Genomic DNA, 19,436 nt, shown 5'->3' on the forward strand with positions numbered 1-19,436 from the left:
AAAATGCAGCATCTTCGTGATGTAGATGGTGAACATTTTTATGAATGTTTGAGTTGCCATGAGAAATGGAAATTAAGAGATCCAGACCATGGATTTAGGGGGTATTTTTTGAAAGTTTAAATAAACGATGCAACTCTATATATGATCATAGATGAATAAATTTGAGATTGAAGGAAAATGGAGGAATATAACTCAAAATGATTGGATTCACGGCACGTTATCATTTGACCCGGAAACTAGGAGTTCAATCTCCCTATTTGGAAGTTTTACAGACCAAACATTGCCATTTTTACACCACGAGATAAGTCTGGTTGTGGGCAAAACTCCAATAGGAGATTTTACATTAGTTGAATTAGATTACAGGTCTTGTAGCAGCAATCGTCATTTTGGATCGATTACAACTTATAGCGTCACTTTTATATTCAAGGGAATCCAAGTTGAAAACAAGGACCAACTTGTTTTTAGTGAAGTTTCTTTTTCTTCATTAAATCTAGAGTCTTGGTTTAATCCATCGAACCTGAAAATTCTCCACAATTTTGATGATTGGTCCTTTAAATTGGAAGGTAAAAATACAATGATAGATAGTTTTACGTTGAAGGAAGGTATTCGTCTTAATATAGATCATGATGTTTCTATTAAACCTCAAAATAATTCAAACACCCATATCATTAAGAAATCTACTAATTTAAACCTTTCTTACGCTTCAAGGCTGAATTGGAGGGTGATTTGGAAGGATGTTCAATGTTTTGTTTCCTTTATTTCATTCTGTACTAATGAGCAAAGTTATCCAACTAGACTAATTTTAAAAGACGAAATGTTTACAGAAAAAATCGGGTCTTTGGCAAAAACTATTCCAGTAGAATTATTTTTTCAAACAACTATGTTTCATTCAGGTAGTTCCCAAAATGAACCCAGGGATCATCTAATACCATATTCCATTCTTCAAGGGAATTTTCAACATGTTATTCAAAAATGGTATAAATTTTATGAGACTTTTCAAATTCCGATTAACTTGATTAATAGTAGATTAAAGTCTAAGCGTTTATTCAATGAGAATAGATTTCTTGACGCTGCTCATGCCTTGGAAGTTTTTCACCGTCTTGACAGTTATATCAACAAATTCAACACTGATTATTTCGAAAAATTAAAAATTACTGCAATTGGTGCATTCGCAGAGTCCAAAAAAGATAGAGAATGGATGGAACAACTCTTGCGATATGCAAATGAGCCTAGCTTGAGACAAAGGTTGAAAGACTTGATAAAAAGATATGAACTTGATTTTCTCTTTGTAGACGGTAAGAAAAAAAAACATTTCATAAATATCGTCATAAACACAAGGAATTATTTTACACATTACGATAGTAGTATTAAATCTCATAAAGCCTCAGGCGCTGAATTGATTTGCATTACAAGAACCTTAACAGCAATTTTATATTCATGTATAACTACAAAATTGGATATAGATGGATCAAAATCTAAAAGAATCATAATGGATATGTTAGAACGTCTCTAAGGCGCATACAAAATTTTTATCTTTAGAAAAGTTTAAATAAAGGATTGTTTCATGTGTTTATTAACTAATCTATTGTAGGAATATATTCACGAGAAGTATATTTTAGTTTAATCTAATTAAACCTTGTTGTTCCATATGAAGAATTCTGCTCTTTTTATACTTCTATTCCTATTATTTGCCAATTGTTACGCACAAAGCCCGAAAAATTTAGATTATCTAAAAGCATTTACAAAAACTTATGGTTATGTAAAATATTTTCATCCAAGCGATGAATCCTCAAGTATCAATTGGGATAATTTTGCAATTTATGGTGCTAATGCGGTTGATAAGTGTACAACCGATAAGGAACTTTTAGAAACGTTAAAGAAAATATTCGAACCTATAGCCCCTTCTATAAAATTCTACATACGGCAGAAAAAATCAAAGTTTGATTTTCAAAAATTAACCCCAAAAGACCTGGCAAATTATAGTCTAACATATTGGCAACACAAAGGTGTCAGCCTAGGAATGGTCAATAGTGGTAGGCCTTATTCAAGTATCCGGGTCAATCGGGAGATTGAAATAAATAATTCCAGCCCTTTTGGAAATATAATGACAACCATGGCAGCAGATAAATACCTTGGTAAAGAGTTTAGATATACAGGTTGGGTTAAGCTTGAAAAGGGCTCTAAAGGCACTGGTAATTTATGGTTCAGGGTGGATAAATCAGATGGCACAATGGGCTTCTTTGATAATATGGGTAAATCTCCAATCACTAAAAGCGAATGGCAGAAGTATGAAATAGCAGGCAAAATCGATTCTTTGGCATCCAATTTGGCATTTGGGTGTTTCCTAAATGGTAAAGGTAAGTTGTTATTTGATGATGTGAGATTAGAGTATAAAGTAGCTGGAAATTGGGTTTCTATACCATTGGAAAACAATAGTTTCGAGAGTAAGGAGCTAACGGATGAAGGTCAATGGCGCCACTCTGGATCCGGTTATGCTTTTGGTCTCTCGGAAAAGGATAAATATAATGGCAATAAATCAGCTACTATCCTTTACGAGGATAATGATGAAAAAGGCTTGGGTACCCCGTTATTTGAACAATTTCCAAAATTTGGTGAAGTAATCGACAAAAAAATCACGCAAAACATATCCTGTCAAATCCCCATATCTCTTTATGGCACAGATAAACACACTTTCCCAATAGCAAATCAAGAAGATTTACAAAAACTAAAAGAGGAAATCGAAAACAGTTCTAATCTGCCAACCGACCTTGGCCTAAGGCTCGGTAATGTCATCAATGTTTATAATGTATTTCAGCACTTTTACCCCTATTTCGATGTGGTTGATGTTGATTGGGACCAAGAATTGTCAAAATCACTTTCCAGATCTTATAATGATCGAACAGAGAAAGATCACCTTATAACACTTCAAAAGTTCACTGCTACGCTGAAAGATGGCCACATAAGGGTTTCGAGTGGAAATTTGGAATCATTCGTACCTTCCTTCGCTTGGGAATGGATCGAAAATAAATTGGTGATTACTGCAGTTTATGATGACACTATTGACTTAACTATTGGTGATGAAGTAGTAGGGATCGATGGAAAAGATACTTCTATTTTCTTTGATGAGATAAATTCGAGGATTTCGGCTGGGACAGATGGTTGGCTAAAACATAGAGCTCAAATCGAAAGTTTATTGGGCCCAAAGGGTTCCCAAGTTGTCATAGAATTACAAGATAAGAGTATCCAGCTCACTAGAGACCAAGACATCTATCAAGGTGGGCGTTATAAACCAATTATAAAGTCTGCCTATAAGGTCATAAATAAAGAGGTGTTTTACCTAAATCTCGATATCGTAGACATGGATGAAATCAATAAGTTAATGCCGGAATTGGAAAATTATAGATCCATTATTTGTGACCTACGTGGTTACCCTAAGGGCAATCATGCCTTTATATCCCATTTATTAAAAACCAAGGACACAACCGACGGATGGATGCAGGTTCCACAAATTATTTACCCTGACCAAGAAAACATAGTTGGTTGGGAGAAATATAGTTGGATGCTCAATACTGCAAAACCATACCTGGGCGATAAACAGATTGTATTTATTACTGATGGAAGCGCCATTAGTTACGCTGAAAGTTTTATGGGCTATATCGAAGGATATCAATTGGCAACCATTATAGGCCAACCTACTGCCGGAACTAACGGAAATACAAATCCATTCAAACTACCAGGAGGTTATAGTTTGAGTTGGACTGGCATGAAAGTAAATAAACATGATGGTTCCCAACATCACGCCATTGGGATTATACCTGATGTTTATGTTTCAAAAACCATAGAAGGCATTAAAGCTGGAAAAGACGAGTTTTTAGAAATGGCAATTGAACTTACGAAACAATAGATATTTAGAACATTCCAATATAGGGATTCCCTAATTTGGTCATATAATAGCTTCAATTATTTTACATTCAATACTTCAAATAACCTTATGCAAAATTTCCTTTTAGCAATAGTCTTATTCTTTACATACACCACTGGAAATTGCCAAATACTGGAAGCGGTAAATGCACAAATTCTCCAAAAAGATGGATTGACAACGGAGCAGTCCGAGCTGATATATGAGAAGGTGAAAACATTTCCGAATAATGCCGAGATATCAATTACAATTATCAGGAAGGGTGATGCCAAATATTTTGGGATAAAGCGGGAAAACGATTCCGTTTTAAGCATCAAAAATCGTAACAAAATATTTGAAATCGGGTCCATAACCAAAGTGTTTACTACGGCTGTTCTTGCAAATTTTGTGAATGAAGGAAAAATCGATCTCGACGATAATATTAACGATTATATTGATTTTACAATCAAAGATAATGTCAAGATTTCCTTTAAACAGCTTGCCACCCACACTTCCGGGCTTCCTCGCTTGCCAAAAATTCTGAGTTCGCCTACTTTAAGTTCAGAGAACCCCTATAAGGATTTCGGGGAGGAAGAGTTAAAATTGGATCTTTCGGAAAAGTTGGTCATGTTGGATAAGCCAGGAGTAAAATCTGAATATTCGAACCTTGGACTGGGATTGTTGGGTTATATTTTAAGTGAAATAGGTAATTCTAGCTATGAAGATTTGATACATTCCAAAATATTCGAAGAATATAACATGTTTAATTCAACTACTATACGTCCAAAAATAATGGACAACCTGGTTCCGGGTCGCAATGAAAAGGGAGAAGTAGTCTCCAATTGGGATATGGCGGTATTGATGGAGGCAGGTGGAATTTTATCAACTGTGGAAGATTTAGCCAAATTCGCCATCGCTCATTTCGACGATAGTAATTTGGAACTTAAATTGACAAGAACCCCCTTTCACAAGGTAACTGACAACTTTTCAACAGGCTTGGCCTGGGGGATTGTAAAAACTGAATCGGGTGCAGAATGGTATTGGCACAATGGAGGAACCGGAGGGTATACATCTTCCATGATAATTGACACAAAAGGTCAAAATAGTGTTATTGTTCTGTCGAATATTACCGCATTGGGAGAAATGGCGAATAATGTAATGAACCTATGTCCTGAATTAATGAAAACCCTTTAGTAAAAAATATCCTAAGCAGTAAAACGATGAAAATAATATTAGCTATAGGTATTGGATTATTCATATTGAACTGTCATTCTCAAAATGATAATGCGTCAATAAGAACCTTGCTTCTTGAGCAATTGAAGCATACACATAACAAAGAAGACTGGTTCGTTCCAATAAATGTTGCTTTGGACGGGGTTACGTCCGAACAATCGAATTGGAGAGACAATTCGGAAAATCACTCAATAGGGCAATTGGTGTCGCACTTGATATTTTGGAACGAACGAGTACTCAATGCTTTTGAAGGAAATACCCTCCCCAATTTTAATGATGACAATAATATTACCTTTAATCAGTATGAAGGTGAGCAATGGGCTCTGGCAATCAAAAAGTTGGACAGTATTCAAACTGAATGGGAACAGAAGGTACTATCGGCCATAGACGAACAACTAAATGAATGGAGCTCGAATATTGCGAATGTTTGTTCCCATAACGCCTATCATACAGGGCAAATAATCTATATTAGAAAGAGAAATGGATGGTGGCGCAAAACGGAATGACCAATAAATTAAAGTTTAAATAAACAGTATGTTAGAAGATGGATATAGGTCACATAGATATAGCGATATATTGGACAACTTAAGCGAGAATGGTTTTCTGACCGCGGAGGATGTTGTTAAGCTTCTAAAAGAATTTACTACCACCCAAAAAATTACTTTTGATTGCATAAGCGATGAAAAGGCCCAAATTGTGTCGGAAGCATTAATTGATAATTATCAACGATCAAAGTCTAATTAAACGATAGGAGGAACCTATTGAGATTGGAGTATAATATATACCAAATATAATGACCTGAATAGAATTATTTAACCCTTATGAGACCATTTTCAATAAATCGAGATTTTTACTTTTTTGGATCTTTGCTATTTGTGCTTTGCGCTGCAATGGAATTGGTACTTGGCGTAGTTCATTTCAAAATAGGGGAAAGGGTTTTTTATCTGCCAACTTTTTCAGTCTGGTTCGTTGTAATGGTTATAGTTAATATATTAGGGTTATTTGTATTACTTAAATACTATCAACATAAAAGGTACTCTATCACATTTAAGTTAGGACTTGTTTATGTAATATTATTGGTTTGTCATTTTATAGTTATCTATACTATGTCGTCGGCAAGGTTATTAGAAGGATTATTCAGATATACATACCCACTGGTCTTAATTTCTGTACTTCTATATTCGATAAGCCTTATATTTTCAAATGCGGGTAGAAGACCCTGGCTAAAAACAGCCGGTCTCTTTATTTTTGTCCTTGGGTCAATCCAATTACTATCATATATTTGGAACGTAAATACTGAAAATGTACATGTCATAATAGCTTTGCAGAAAGTTCGTTCATGGAATTTATTAGCTGAGAGCTTACTTCCCATTCCTTTCCTTTTGAATTTTTTGAGTGAGAAGAGAAAACTGGAAATGAAAAACGGGAGTGCAATACTGTCAAATGTCCTTAAAGGCTTCTTGCTTATTGCCGGAATAGCCGTTACAACAACATCTTTTGTTCTAATAAACAATAGTTACAGATTTTCTGATAACCTAAATAATAGACTTGAAAGAGCAAAGGTGTTGGCCCAGCCCTTTGAGGCTAGAACCCACGTAGGCAGCCAAGGGGTAAAGATACCATATCGATTGCTCAAACCTGTGGATTATGACCCAAATAAAGCATATCCGTTGGTTATTGGCCTTCATCATGGAGGGGGTCACGGAACGGATAATGCCTTGCAGATAGAATCATCTCCCTATGCTCAAATGCTATCCAAAAATGAAAATAGAAGAAATTATCCTGCCTTTATTTTTGTGCCACAATGTCCACCTGGATTCACATGGGGAGGGATTCCAAATCAACCGGACGTGGCCACACTAGTTTTTGAGGCTTTAGATGAATTGGAAAAAGAATTCAGGATTGATGAAAAAAGGCGTTATGTTATTGGACTTTCTATGGGCGGTTATGGTTCATGGCATTTCATTTCGTTCCGTCCAAAAATGTTTGCTGCAGCAGTTCCTATTTGTGGAGGTGGTAATCCTGATCTAGCACAAAGCATAATCGACGTTCCAATTTGGGCCTTCCATGGCGAAAAAGATAGAAGTGTTCCTGTGAGTTTGTCACGTGATATGATCAAGGCTATAAGAGATGCCGGCGGAAATCCTCAGTACACTGAGTTTTCAAGTGCAGGTCATGACATTTGGAATCAGGTTAATAGTACCGAAGGTTTACTGGATTGGTTTTTTGAACAAAAACTTGAATAAGTAAACATATATCAAATTAGAAAGTTCAAAAAAAGGATGGTAAGAAAACAAGTATTTTTGCACATGGTGCAAAAAAGTACTATATTGCACCAAAATTTTAAATTATGGAAACTGTAAGAAAATCAATCACTTTTACCGATCAACAGGACGGTTGGATAAAACTTAGGGTTCAGGCGGGGGACTTTACCAATGATAGTGAATACATAAGAGATTTGGTAAGAAAGGATCAAGAACAGAATATGAAGCTCCTAGAACTTAAAACTGCCATTGATGAAGGGTTGCAAAGCGGCAGAAGTAATCTGAAAATAAACGACATTATCGCAAAAGTGGATAATGGGGAATTATAATTTATCTTCAAGAGCCCAATATGACCTAGTGGGTATGTATAAGTACGGAATAAAGTTTTTTGGCCCTGACCAAGCGACCAAGTACTTACTCGATCTGGAAGGTTTTTTGGAAGAACTAGCTGAACGACCAGAATTGGCTAAAGATGCCTCGACAATTGCCGATTGCTTAAAATATTACAGTTATAAGGCCCACGTAATTTTTTATCAATTTGACAATGCAAACGAAATTTTTATTATCCGGATTTTGGGCAAACGCATGAACTTCATTGAACATTTATAAAGTTTAATAAAACGATAGTTTAGGTACTGACGTAAACTGTAATGTGAACTTAAAAATTTAAACTTGTAGAGGCGTCAAGATCCGTGAAGATTGTGGTTAAAGTATTATGAGTAGCCTAAGATGAAAACTGCCCCAACTTCTCCCTTAAAACCTTCATATCTTCCTCCACCTTGGAATCGATAATTTTGGCATAATGCTGAGTAGTCCGTAGGTTTTTATGCCCTAGCATTTTACCTACGGTCTCAATAGGAACCCCATTGGTCAGGGTAACCGTTGTGGCGAAGGTATGTCGCGCCAAATGGGTTGTAAGGTTTTTTTTGATATTACAACGATCGGCAATTTCCTTCAGATAAGCGTTGGACTTCTGATTGCTCAATACCGGGATTACGCAATCTTTGTTCACTACCTTAGGATGGTCTTTATATTTTTTTATGATGGCCACTGCGGTCGGCAATAGGGGTATGGTAAAGCCGGTATCGGTCTTGGTGCGTTTGGATTTTATGTAAAAACCACCCTCCTCATTTTGATAAATCTCATCTGGGCGCAAAGATTGGATATCTACATAAGCTAAACCGGTGAAACAACAGAGTACAAACATGTCCCGAACCACATTTAGCCTATCTCCTTCAATTTTTTTATCAATAAGGGCCTGGAGTTCTTCTTTGGAGAGAAACTCACGTTCCACGGTCTTAAACTGTACCTTATAGTTGTAGAAGGGGTCTTTGGAGATCCAATCGTTGCCAACGGCAATTCGAACGATCTTCTTAAAGTTATTTACGTATTTTAGGGCAGAATTGTGGTTGCACTCTTTCGTTACTTTTAAAAAGTATTCAAAACCCTTTATAAACTTGAGGTCCACATCCCGGACCGGAATATCATTTTTACGGTATTCGGTCTTGATGTAATCCGCAACATGGCTACGGGTGGTATGGTATCTTTTATAGGTGCCCAGGGCGAACTCGATCCCGACCAGTTTTTCCATTTGTTGATTGTGCTCGTCAAATAACTTGATCAACATTTTTAACTTGGCATCCTTGCCCAAGTATTTATCCTTTATATCGTGAACAGTAAAAGGCTGCCCTTCCTCTATTAAGTCATGCTGAATTTTGTTGACCTTGTGCCTAATGGTGGCCATAAAGCGATTCAATTCCTCCGCTTCATAACCTTTTCCCTTCAATTTATTCATTCGGGAATCCCATTTGGACGGATCAATCTTTCGGTTCAGACTAATTGATGTTCGTCTCCCATCCACTGTAATTCTTAGGTATAGGCCTGCTTTTCCGTTCTTGTCACGACGCTCATCTTTAAGGTAAAAAAGTGTAGAAAATGAATTCATCAATTTTTAGGTGTCGATTATTGCGAAATAAAGATATAAAAAAGAATTTATATAATTTTGTAATTACCTAAAAAATAGATATTTACAAGGATATCGACACCACTTTTTATTTTTTAAAATAGGTGTCGATTTGGTGACTTTTTATTTGATATTATTTGGTTTAAAAATGATATGGCATAAAATAAAAAACCCTGTAAATCATACGATTACAGGGTTTTTGGTGTGAAATGGTATCATTTCAGTGGAGCCGGAGGGATTCGAACCCTCGTCCAAACAAGCAATTACAATGCCTTCTACATGCTTAGTCCCTAATTAATTTTCGATGTGTACCTGACCAGGAACAGCCTAATACACACTTATCTTCTTAAGTTTTGGTGATAGTGCCGAAGCTTCACTACCCTTATGTTGACTTTGATGGTGCTTCTGAAAGGGACGCCGTCAACAAGGGCTTCCCAGAAACATCTCGCTTTCCCGCCTTGCGGGAACGAGGCTAAATCCTACTATGATTCGGATTAAGCGGCAAGAGCGTAATTATTTTCGCCAATTAAAAAGTGTGGAAAATGAGATTAACGAGCTGTAGCCCAGCGCTCGGCATGCTTACATTCCAATTGGTCTCGCTGTCAAAACCAGTCGGCCCCTTCAATGAGATAGGCATGCTGTGCATGCCGTCATCGAACCTGCCTGCCGGCAGGCAGGTTGAATCCCGCCACCGGCGGGATCTTTTATCCAACCTGCCTAATCCTAGGATAAAGCCAGGCTTGATTCCGCTATCCGCAGAAATGTTCTCTCATCTTTTTTTTCAATGAACTTTATTAACGTTACTTGGGCGTTCCCTTTTTTTTGATACCTACAAGGTTTTGAAAACCTTGCAGGAAGAAAAAAAGGTCGGGCTTTCGGCTATATTTTTTTGATTTTTTCCCCGGACCCCTGTCCAGAGAAAATCAAAAAAGATGCCGCCTCTATCCCTAACGCGGTCGCCAAAGGTACTCCAAAAACTATTCCAAAAAAAGTTTTGCTTGTCAACTTGTCATTTGTTACATTTACAACTATTGGGTTTGTTTATGTTATAAATATAAATTTTTATGAGATTTGGGATTATTAGGGAACGAAAAAATCCACCCGACCGCCGGGTGGTCCTAACACCGGACACCTGTGTAAAGATCCTTAACGGATTCACGGGGGCAGAAATAATAGTAGAGCCTTCCCCTATAAGGGTCTTTAGTGATGAGGAGTATAGGTCAAAGGGACTTCAAGTGGCATCGGAAATGGAAAAATGCGATGTGCTTATCGGTGTCAAAGAAGTGCCTATAGATCATTTGATTCCCCATAAACAATACTTCTTTTTTTCCCATACCATAAAAAAACAACCTTATAACAGACAATTGCTCAGGGCAGTTTTGGAAAAGAATATCCAACTGTATGACCATGAAGTAATTACCAATTCCAAAGGACAGCGTTTAGTGGCATTTGGCAGATATGCCGGTATAGTTGGTGCTTACAATGGTATTAGGGCATATGGACTTAAATTTGACCTGTATCGACTGCCAAAAGCGGAAACATTGGCAGACCAACAGGTTCTAATAAATGAACTGCGAAAACTGAAACTTCCCAACATTAAAATTCTCCTAACGGGTAGGGGAAGGGTCGGTAATGGTGCCAAGGAAATGCTCGATGCCATGAATATTAGGAAAGTCAGGGTTTCCGATTACCTCGGCAAAAACTTTGGTGAACCGGTATATTGTCAAATAGATGCTTCGGAATACAATAAGCGCAAGGATGGAGTTAGAGGGAACAAGAGCGATTTCTTTGCGAACCCGGAAGAGTATAAATCCGATTTCTTTCGATTTGCCATGGTAACCGATTTTTATATCGCCGGACATTTTTACGGAGACGGTGCGCCATATCTTTTTACCCGGGAAGATGCCAGGCATCCCGATTTTGGAATAAAGGTCGTTGCTGATGTCAGCTGTGATATCAATGGCCCCGTGGCCACGACCATAAGGCCCAGTACCATAGCGGATCCAATTTATGGATACGATCCCGTTACAGGGTCTGAGATCAACTTTAGGGATCCGAAGGCTATAGCAGTAATGGCGGTTGACAATTTGCCCTGTGAGTTGCCAAGGGATGCCAGTGTTGGATTTGGCCAGGCCTTTGTTAAAAATGTGATCCCTGCTTTTTTTAATGGGGACAAAGACGGAGTGTTGCAAAGGGCCAGAATGACAAAAAACGGGAAACTTACCAAACGCTATGCCTATTTACAGGACTACATTGATGAAAAGGAATAGGCAACCCAATCTTTTTATATTATTCTTTTTGCTGAAATACTACGGATCAATTCCGTCGCCTTTGGTCTTGCGGGATTGAAACATAACGTTTGGAGATCTTCTTTTAATAAATAATATTCGGGGATTGAATGTCCATTCAACCAGGCAATGGCCATGGCTGTTTTGTAAGGATATAGTATGGACCATATCTTAAAATTTACATAAAGTCAGTGTACGGCTATCGTTTCTTTTTTAGATTTAGAATACTTGAAATGTAATTATGATTCGAAATCTGTTTGTTGCCATCGTATTGTTATCACTTTTTAGTGCCAATGCCCAATATGGAAGGGTGACTGAAAAAGGACCCACTTTTGGGTTGATAAATTTGGAAAGACACCAATTTAAGTTCGACCTTTTTGCTCCAGGTTTTAGTTATGAATTGGGTTTGTTCAGAAATCAAAGTGTCTCAACAAGTTTGGGATTGGGAATTGCGACCTATCAAGAGGGTTATAATATTGGCCTCGCAATGAACAATCGGTATAGATATTACCATAATTTTGATAGACGAAATTCTTTGGGCAAGGATGTTAGTGGCAATTCGGGAAATTATATAGCTGCGGCACAGGCCATCTTTTTTTCACAATTGCGGGTAGCAACCGATATTTCCGGCCCAACTGATTTTAATTTAGGTTTTTACGGATTTGTCTACGGAATTCAAAGAACCTACCCGAAGGGTTTTAACTTTACCGTGGAATTGGGAGGCGGTTATTATAAAGGTGATGGTGTGCCTTCTGGTTATGGTCCTTTACTAGGGTTCAATTTTGGATGGGTGGCGACCAAGCGAAAGTCCAAAAAACCAACTTTTGATTAAAACCTTGGTATTCCTGGTAATTAGAGCATTATTACTGGCAAATTAAGGAAGGCTATGGGGTGAAAATAAATGATAATATATTCAATTGGTCAAGAAAAGTAAATCGAGTTTATTGTGAATCCCGCAGAAGAATATATCCTTAATCAGTCAGAGCCTTACAAGGGTCTTCTACTGTACATTCAATCGTTTATTGAAAGTGCCATTCCGGAAGTGGAACTGAAATATAAATATAAAATCCCTTTTTACTACATCAATGGTAGGCCTTATTGTTATTTAAACCAAAGCAAGGATTATGTGGATCTTGGGTTTTGGAACGCCGCCCATTTAACGATGCACTTGGATCAATTGAACACAGAAGGACGAAAAATGATGAAATCACTACGTTACAGATCCCTCGAAGATATTGATATCATCATTTTAAGGGAAGTCTTGGAGGATGCCTATAGCGTTAAGGATAGAAAGTTTTGGAAATAAAATCAACCAAAAAAATAACAATTGGTCGTGAGATATTTACACGAATCCCCCTCCTCATTTTGTCAAATTTAACTGACTACAGACTATTCCTCTATCAATCCCTTGTCCTTGTATAGTTGAATGTACTGGTTGCCCAGTGAATCGGAATCCTTGTATTTTTTCCTTAGCTCAATTAGTTTCTCCTTCAATTCGGATACCACTTGGGCATAATCCGGGTCGTTAAATACATTGTGCAGTTCCTGGGGGTCTTTTTCGCGATCATAGAGTTCCCATACATCTACATCGTAATAAAAGTGTATTAATTTATACTCCTTGGTGGCAATACCATAGTGGCGTTTTACGGCATGTTCCGCTGGATATTCGTAATAGTGGTAGTATATGGCATCCCTATCCCATTTTTCCTTTTCCCCTTTCAGTAAAGGTACTAGGCTTTTTCCTTGCATGTCTTTGGGCGCTTTTACCCCGGCCACTTCCAAAAAGGTCTGTGCGAAATCCAAGTTTTGGACCATTTCATCCTCTGTAGTACCTGGAGTGATTACATTTGGCCATTTAATAAGTAGCGGGGTTTTAAAGGATTCATTGTACATAAATCTTTTGTCGAACCAGCCGTGTTCCCCTAGGTAAAAGCCCTGATCGGAGGTGTACACCACCAAAGTGTTTTCGGTAAGTCCCTCATTGTCCAAATAGTCCAATACCCTACCCACATTTTCATCAACTGCGGCAATGGTCCCCAAATAATCCTGCATATATCGCTGGTATTTCCAAACCATTAGGATAGAATCGTTCATATTGCCGTATTCCTTTTTAAACGCCTCATTTATGGGCCCGTATACTTTGTCCCATTCCGCTCTCTGTTCTGGGGTAAATCTATTTAGACCCCCAATGCCCAAATGTTCCTCAATATTTAATTCGTCCAGTACTGTATCCGTTATCTTTAGGTCATAACGCAATGTCATATGCTTTAGGATGTTCATTTCCGCAGGTCCTGCCGTAGTTTCACGTGTAGTGTAATTGTCGAACAAAGTAGCTGGTAAAGGATAGGTTTTTTTTGTAAATTCTTTGTAATGTCTTGGTGCCGGTATCCAGGACCTGTGCGGAGCCTTGTGCAAGTACATCAACATAAAGGGTTTTTGGGTATCCCTGCGATTTTCTAACCAATCCAAGGTGAGGTCGGTGGTAATATCGGTAACATAACCCGTAATGGTGGTATCTCCAGTCGCTGTAATAAATTTTGGGTTATAATAACTTCCCTGTCCTGGTAGAATCTTAAATTCATCGAAGCCTTTAGGGTTATTTCCAAAATGAAGCTTCCCGAACATAGCGGTCTGGTATCCTGCTTTTTGTAATAATTGGGGAAAGGTAACATTGGTGGTGTCAAATGGGGTAATATTGTCAATCTTGCCATTGATGTGGCTATGTTTTCCGGTCAGGATTACGGCACGCGATGGTGCACAAATGGAATTGGTAACGCTGGCATTGGTAAAGAGCATGCCTTCCTTGGCAATTCTGTCTATATTGGGAGTGTTGATGAGCCTGTTGTCATAGGCGCTAATGGCCTGATAAGCATGGTCATCGGACATGATGAAAACTATGTTCGGTTTTTTTGAGATTTGTTCATTTGTTTCCTGCTTGCAGGAGGTAAGCAATAAAAAGAATATTCCAAAAATGAGATTAAAAAGTATGCGATTCATTGGTGATGATTAAGGTGAAATTAAAAAATTTCTGTCAACGTTTAATTGGACCTTCAAGGTGGATCCTTGGCAAATTTATGTTTTTCTCCCACAAACGCCAACAATATTCTTGAATAGAGAGTTAAAAAAATCATGACCGTTAGGAGTTGTGGTCTACTATGGATTGGGTAAATTTGGGTCGGCCTAAATGGAGTTTTTATTTTAATTTTGAATCATATGTTCAATGAAAATGCCGCATTGGTATGTACGGCATTCAAAAATAGGAGGTTTGTGGTTTTTACGTTTTTAATCCTAGTTTAGAAAGCATTTACCGTTTTGCACAGTGCAACCAAATTGGACAATAATTTTTCCAGATGATCCAAATGCAGCATATTGGCCCCATCGCTTTTGGCGTTTGCTGGATCAAAATGCGTCTCTATAAATATGCCATCCGCACCAGTGACTATTCCTGCCCTGGCAATTGTCTCTATCATATCCGGTCTACCTCCGGTAACCCCTGACGACTGATTGGGCTGTTGAAGTGAATGGGTAACGTCCAATACTACGGGTGCATACTGCTTCATCGTTGGGATACCGCGGAAATCCACAATCATATCCTGGTAGCCAAACATGGTTCCCCTGTCCGTAACCATAACCTGTTGGTTATTGGAATCCAGGACTTTCTGTACCGCATGCTTCATACTCTCCGGACTCATAAACTGCCCCTTTTTTAAGTTCACTACTTTTCCGGTTTCGGCCGCTGCCACTACCAAATCTGTCTGGCGTACCAAAAAGGCCGGTATTTGTAGGACATCCACATATTCAGCGGCCATATGGGCATCGGAAATTTCATGAATGTCCGTAATGGTAGGCACCTTAAAGCTTTCGGATACTTTTCTAAGGATTTTTAGGGCCTTTTCATCCCCGATCCCTGTAAAGGAGTCTACACGGCTACGATTGGCCTTTTTAAAACTTCCCTTAAAAACGTAGGGGATATTAAGTTTATCGGTAATGGAAACCACTTTTTCCGCAATGCGCATTGCCATTTCCTCGCCTTCAATGGCGCAGGGGCCACAGAGCAGAAAAAAGTTGTTGCTTTTGGTGTATTTAAGTTGAGGTATATGTTCTAGATTCATTGCTCTTAATTTTAGTGCAAAGATAGTGGAATTTGAATGTTATTGGTATTCTATAAAACTACTTCAATATCAATAAGATAAGAAAAATTAGGCTTTTGTAGTTGGCGTAAAAAAAATGAGTATCTTTGCGCCCGCATTTAGGGTGCTTAGATGCGGTTAAAATCATATTATGGGAGTTACAAAAAACATAGCTATTATAGCCCACGTTGACCACGGTAAAACCACCTTGGTAGACAAAATAATGTATCATTGTCAATTGTTTAGGGAGAATCAAAATACTGGTGACCTAATTCTAGATAATAATGACTTGGAACGAGAAAGGGGTATTACCATTACCTCCAAGAACGTTTCCGTGGTTTACAAGGATACCAAGATCAATATTATAGATACCCCTGGTCACGCCGATTTTGGAGGTGAAGTAGAGCGTGTTCTAAACATGGCAGATGGTGTACTTTTGTTGGTGGATGCCTTCGAAGGTCCTATGCCCCAAACCCGATTTGTACTTCAAAAGGCTATAGATTTGGGTCTAAAGCCATGTGTTGTAATCAATAAGGTAGACAAGGAAAACTGTACTCCAGAGGAAGTGCATGAAAAGGTTTTTGATCTGATGTTTGAACTTGGTGCGGAAGAGTGGCAGTTGGATTTTCCTACGGTCTATGGTTCTGCAAAGAACAATTGGATGAGCGATGATTGGAAAAACCAAACAGAGAACATTGAGCCGCTATTGGATATGGTTATTGAGCATATTCCTACATTTGAGGCCAAAGAAGGTAATACCCAAATGTTGATTACTTCATTGGACTATTCTTCATTTACAGGAAGGATCGCCATTGGAAGATTGCAAAGGGGTACCTTAAAGGAGAACCAACAGGTGTCCTTAATAAAAAGAGACGGATCTATTGTAAAATCCAAAATCAAGGAATTGTATACCTTCGAAGGAATGGGCCGACTAAAGGTTCCAGAGGTGGCTACCGGAGACATTTGTGCTTTGGTAGGTATTGAAGGTTTCGAAATTGGAGATACAGTTGCCGATATTGAAAATCCCGAACAACTGAAAACGATTGCTATTGATGAGCCTACCATGAGTATGCTGTTTACCATCAACGATAGTCCATTTTTTGGAAAGGATGGTAAGTTTGTAACTTCCAGGCACATCAATGACCGTCTAAAAAGGGAATTGGAAAAGAATTTGGCCTTAAGGGTAAATGATACGGACAGTGCTGATAAGTTTTTGGTTTTTGGCCGTGGAGTATTGCATCTTTCTGTTTTGATAGAAACTATGAGAAGGGAAGGCTATGAATTGCAGATTGGTCAGCCACAGGTAATCATCAAGGAGATTGATGGTGTTAAATGTGAGCCAATTGAGCAATTGACCATAGATTTACCGGAAGAAGTTTCTGGTAGGGCAGTGGAAATGGTATCAATCCGTAAAGGGGAAATGACCAGTATGGAAGCCAAAGGTAATCGAATGGTCTGTGAATTCTTAATTCCTTCAAGAGGTATTATAGGTCTAAGAAACCAATTGTTAACGGCTACCGCGGGTGAGGCCATCATGGCGCACCGCTTTTTGGAATACCAACCTATGAAGGGGGATATTCCTCAAAGACAGAACGGTTCTTTGGTATCTATGGAAACAGGAAAATCCATTCCTTACTCTATAGATAAATTACAGGACAGAGGTAAGTTTTTTGTTGATCCGGGCGAGGATATCTACGAGGGTCAGGTAATTGGAGAAAACTCCAGAGGTGATGACATGACGGTGAACATTACCAAAACCAAAAAATTGTCGAACGTTCGTTCCTCAGGCGCAGATGACAAAGCCAAAATTGTTCCAGCCATTAAGTTTTCTTTGGAAGAAGCTTTGGAATATATCCAAAAAGACGAATATGTGGAGGTTACTCCAAAACATTTACGCCTTAGAAAGATTCATTTAACAGAAAATGATCGTAAGCGAAATAAAATAGCATAAATGGAAAAGGCCCTTTTTTAAGGCTTTTTTCGCTATATCATTTATACTATGAGCCACCTTTTTAGGTGGCTTTTTGGTTGCCGCAGTTTTTCCATCTCAATTTAATCTATCCAGGCTTGATCAAAAGGGTTGGGGAAATGACCATTAAAAACTTTTTGATTATCAAATCTCTAAAATTTTGGGCCTCATTTTTCTACTTTATCAATTATTTTAACTAAGCCTATTTTTCTGCGCTTGGGTTGTGAATTTTAGCTAATTTAAAGTTGAATTACAACTCATTTCGGTCTAAATCAAATTAATAGAATATGCAACTAGAAGGAAAAAATGTACTCATCACAGGTGGTACTAGAGGTATTGGAAAATGTATGGTTAAGGAATTGGTGAAAGGTGGTGTTCGCCAAATTGCCGTCATAGCCCGGGACAAGCAAAATTTAAAACAGTTGTCGCAAGAATTTGAGGACGTTAAGTTTATACGCATTGCTGGTGATGTGGCGGAAATTGAAGTTTTGAGGGAGGCTGTGGCACTTATAGAAGACAAATGGGGGCATCTGGATATCTTGATCAACAATGCCGGTATTGTTTCTGCCGGTCCTTTGGAGGATATACAGGATGAAGACCTTTATGATCAAGTAGCGGTGAATATTACTGCTGTGTTTTTGCTTACTAAATATTGTATTCCGCTTTTAAAAGCGTCCAAAGAGGCTGCTATTCTAAATATATCTTCTGGTTTGGGGCTGATAGGTATGCCCTTTTATGCGGCCTACGGGAGTACTAAGGCAGCCGTACGCCAATTTTCGGACGCTATGAGAAGGGAGCTTGCTCCTTTTAATATAAGTGTTACCTGCTCTTTTCCAACTGCAACGGATACGGATATGATGGAGAAATTTAAAGGGAGGGTGATGGATTCCCCGGAATTTGTGGCCCAACGCTCCATAGAAGGATTACTGAATAAAGAATTACATGTAATTTTTGGTGGCCAGGAACGACTAAATGAAAATATCATGAATTTTGAGGCACCAGATGAATTTGATAAAAGGGTAGCGCAAAATTATGAGGATAGAAAAAAGGCCAGTTTGGGTCATAAAGCCGTTTAATTCATACGGAAATATTAAAGAGTAAAATCCAATTATTCACTATGAAGAATATCTTTGTTTACACAGTAATACTATTTGGTGTTATGTTCTCCTGTAAGGAGACTTCCCAACCTAAAAAGGAAGTTACCGGGGCCGAAGTGGGTAAGGAAACCAATCTTGGTTCCATACCAATGTCATGGGTGAATAACAGGGTTGACAAGGCAAAAAAGAGACTTGATCGGTCCGAGGCGGGAAAGGTGGTTTGGGAGGCCATGGAAGCCATGGGAGGGCTAAAAAAATGGTATTCCAATGGCTATTTGTCCTTTAGATTCAATTATCAGCCTTTGGATGGTTCTGTGCCTCGCGATACCTACCAGACCATTGATACCTGGAACAACAGAGCAAGGCATACCAGTACAACCGATAGTACGGCAATTTTTGGGTGGGATGGAAAAAATGCTTGGGTAAAGGCTAAGGACAGTACAGCTTTTAACTATAATTTGCGGTTTTGGGCCACTAGTGTCCCATTAAAATTGGGACGTTTTAAAAATTAAATAAATTTGGCCCATTAAGCCTATTTCGTTCTTTGTCATTTTGAAATTTAGTTTTGCTGAAGAGTTCCCGAAGGTTCGTTTT

Annotated in this window: 17 protein-coding genes and 1 other RNA gene; 14 read left to right on the plus strand and 4 right to left on the minus strand. The window is 38.3% G+C overall.

Annotation, left to right across the window (positions count from 1 at the left end; translation table 11 throughout):
* The first annotated feature begins 151 nt into the window (after positions 1–151).
* From QSE00_RS24135 to QSE00_RS24170, 8 genes are all read left to right on the plus strand, one after another.
* Entirely contained in the window at positions 152–1,513 is a 1,362-nt protein-coding gene (locus QSE00_RS24135) for an ApeA N-terminal domain 1-containing protein (protein WP_286107867.1), read from the plus strand.
* 135 nt (positions 1,514–1,648) lie between these two features.
* Entirely contained in the window at positions 1,649–3,904 is a 2,256-nt protein-coding gene (locus QSE00_RS24140) for a S41 family peptidase (protein ID WP_286107868.1), read from the plus strand.
* An 87-nt stretch (positions 3,905–3,991) separates the two neighbouring features.
* Positions 3,992–5,092: a serine hydrolase domain-containing protein gene (locus QSE00_RS24145; RefSeq protein WP_286107869.1), complete on the plus strand. Its 1,101-nt coding sequence runs from the start codon at positions 3,992–3,994 to the stop codon at positions 5,090–5,092.
* Between the two features lie 26 nt (positions 5,093–5,118).
* Positions 5,119–5,637 carry a DinB family protein gene (locus QSE00_RS24150; RefSeq protein WP_286107870.1) on the plus strand — a complete coding sequence of 173 codons (519 nt, stop codon included), beginning with the start codon at positions 5,119–5,121 and terminating at the stop codon, positions 5,635–5,637.
* A gap of 28 nt (positions 5,638–5,665) precedes the next feature.
* Entirely contained in the window at positions 5,666–5,875 is a 210-nt protein-coding gene (locus tag QSE00_RS24155; protein ID WP_286107871.1) for a hypothetical protein, read from the plus strand.
* Positions 5,876–5,952: 77 nt separating this feature from the next.
* Positions 5,953–7,377 carry a carboxylesterase family protein gene (locus tag QSE00_RS24160; protein ID WP_286107872.1) on the plus strand — a complete coding sequence of 475 codons (1,425 nt, stop codon included), beginning with the start codon at positions 5,953–5,955 and terminating at the stop codon, positions 7,375–7,377.
* 104 nt (positions 7,378–7,481) lie between these two features.
* Positions 7,482–7,724, plus strand: a complete 243-nt coding sequence (locus tag QSE00_RS24165; RefSeq protein WP_093978642.1) for a type II toxin-antitoxin system ParD family antitoxin — start codon at positions 7,482–7,484, stop codon at positions 7,722–7,724.
* Positions 7,711–8,004 carry a type II toxin-antitoxin system RelE/ParE family toxin gene (locus QSE00_RS24170; RefSeq protein WP_093978643.1) on the plus strand — a complete coding sequence of 98 codons (294 nt, stop codon included), beginning with the start codon at positions 7,711–7,713 and terminating at the stop codon, positions 8,002–8,004. The genes QSE00_RS24165 and QSE00_RS24170 overlap by 14 nt, the downstream gene beginning before the upstream one ends.
* A 115-nt stretch (positions 8,005–8,119) precedes the next feature.
* Here QSE00_RS24170 and QSE00_RS24175 read toward each other — a convergent pair whose 3' ends face one another.
* Together QSE00_RS24175 and ssrA are read right to left on the minus strand one after the other, a co-directional pair.
* Positions 8,120–9,340 carry a site-specific integrase gene (locus tag QSE00_RS24175; RefSeq protein ID WP_317045880.1) on the minus strand — a complete coding sequence of 407 codons (1,221 nt, stop codon included), beginning with the start codon at positions 9,338–9,340 and terminating at the stop codon, positions 8,120–8,122.
* 239 nt (positions 9,341–9,579) lie between these two features.
* Positions 9,580–9,978: a transfer-messenger RNA gene (ssrA, locus tag QSE00_RS24180) on the minus strand.
* Between the two features lie 444 nt (positions 9,979–10,422).
* Between ssrA and QSE00_RS24185 the strand changes: the two genes are divergently transcribed.
* The 3 genes from QSE00_RS24185 to QSE00_RS24195 all read left to right on the plus strand — a co-directional run bounded on the left by QSE00_RS24185 (position 10,423) and on the right by QSE00_RS24195 (position 12,952).
* Positions 10,423–11,628, plus strand: a complete 1,206-nt coding sequence (locus tag QSE00_RS24185) for an NAD(P)-dependent oxidoreductase (protein ID WP_286107873.1) — start codon at positions 10,423–10,425, stop codon at positions 11,626–11,628.
* A gap of 259 nt (positions 11,629–11,887) precedes the next feature.
* Positions 11,888–12,478 (plus strand): hypothetical protein, encoded by a 591-nt coding sequence (locus tag QSE00_RS24190; RefSeq protein ID WP_286107874.1) that lies wholly within the window; start codon positions 11,888–11,890, stop codon positions 12,476–12,478.
* Positions 12,479–12,592: 114 nt separating this feature from the next.
* A complete protein-coding gene (locus QSE00_RS24195; protein WP_286107875.1) occupies positions 12,593–12,952 on the plus strand; it encodes a DUF1801 domain-containing protein in 360 nt (119 codons plus the stop codon).
* Positions 12,953–13,035: 83 nt separating this feature from the next.
* Here QSE00_RS24195 and QSE00_RS24200 read toward each other — a convergent pair whose 3' ends face one another.
* Both QSE00_RS24200 and kdsA read right to left on the minus strand, forming a co-directional pair.
* Entirely contained in the window at positions 13,036–14,643 is a 1,608-nt protein-coding gene (locus QSE00_RS24200; RefSeq protein WP_286107876.1) for a sulfatase family protein, read from the minus strand.
* Between the two features lie 296 nt (positions 14,644–14,939).
* Positions 14,940–15,758 carry a 3-deoxy-8-phosphooctulonate synthase gene (gene kdsA, locus QSE00_RS24205; RefSeq protein WP_286107877.1) on the minus strand — a complete coding sequence of 273 codons (819 nt, stop codon included), beginning with the start codon at positions 15,756–15,758 and terminating at the stop codon, positions 14,940–14,942.
* 169 nt (positions 15,759–15,927) lie between these two features.
* Here kdsA and typA point away from each other — a divergent pair, with 169 nt between their 5' ends.
* The 3 genes from typA to QSE00_RS24220 all read left to right on the plus strand — a co-directional run bounded on the left by typA (position 15,928) and on the right by QSE00_RS24220 (position 19,354).
* Positions 15,928–17,727, plus strand: coding sequence for a translational GTPase TypA (gene typA / locus QSE00_RS24210; RefSeq protein ID WP_110355690.1), 1,800 nt, complete (start codon positions 15,928–15,930; stop codon positions 17,725–17,727).
* Positions 17,728–18,032: 305 nt separating this feature from the next.
* Positions 18,033–18,821 carry an SDR family NAD(P)-dependent oxidoreductase gene (locus QSE00_RS24215; RefSeq protein WP_110355691.1) on the plus strand — a complete coding sequence of 263 codons (789 nt, stop codon included), beginning with the start codon at positions 18,033–18,035 and terminating at the stop codon, positions 18,819–18,821.
* 41 nt (positions 18,822–18,862) lie between these two features.
* Entirely contained in the window at positions 18,863–19,354 is a 492-nt protein-coding gene (locus QSE00_RS24220) for a hypothetical protein (protein ID WP_286107878.1), read from the plus strand.
* Positions 19,355–19,436: the final 82 nt, after the last annotated feature.

This window comes from Arenibacter flavimaris (assembly GCF_030291335.1).
Lineage (GTDB): Bacteria > Bacteroidota > Bacteroidia > Flavobacteriales > Flavobacteriaceae > Arenibacter.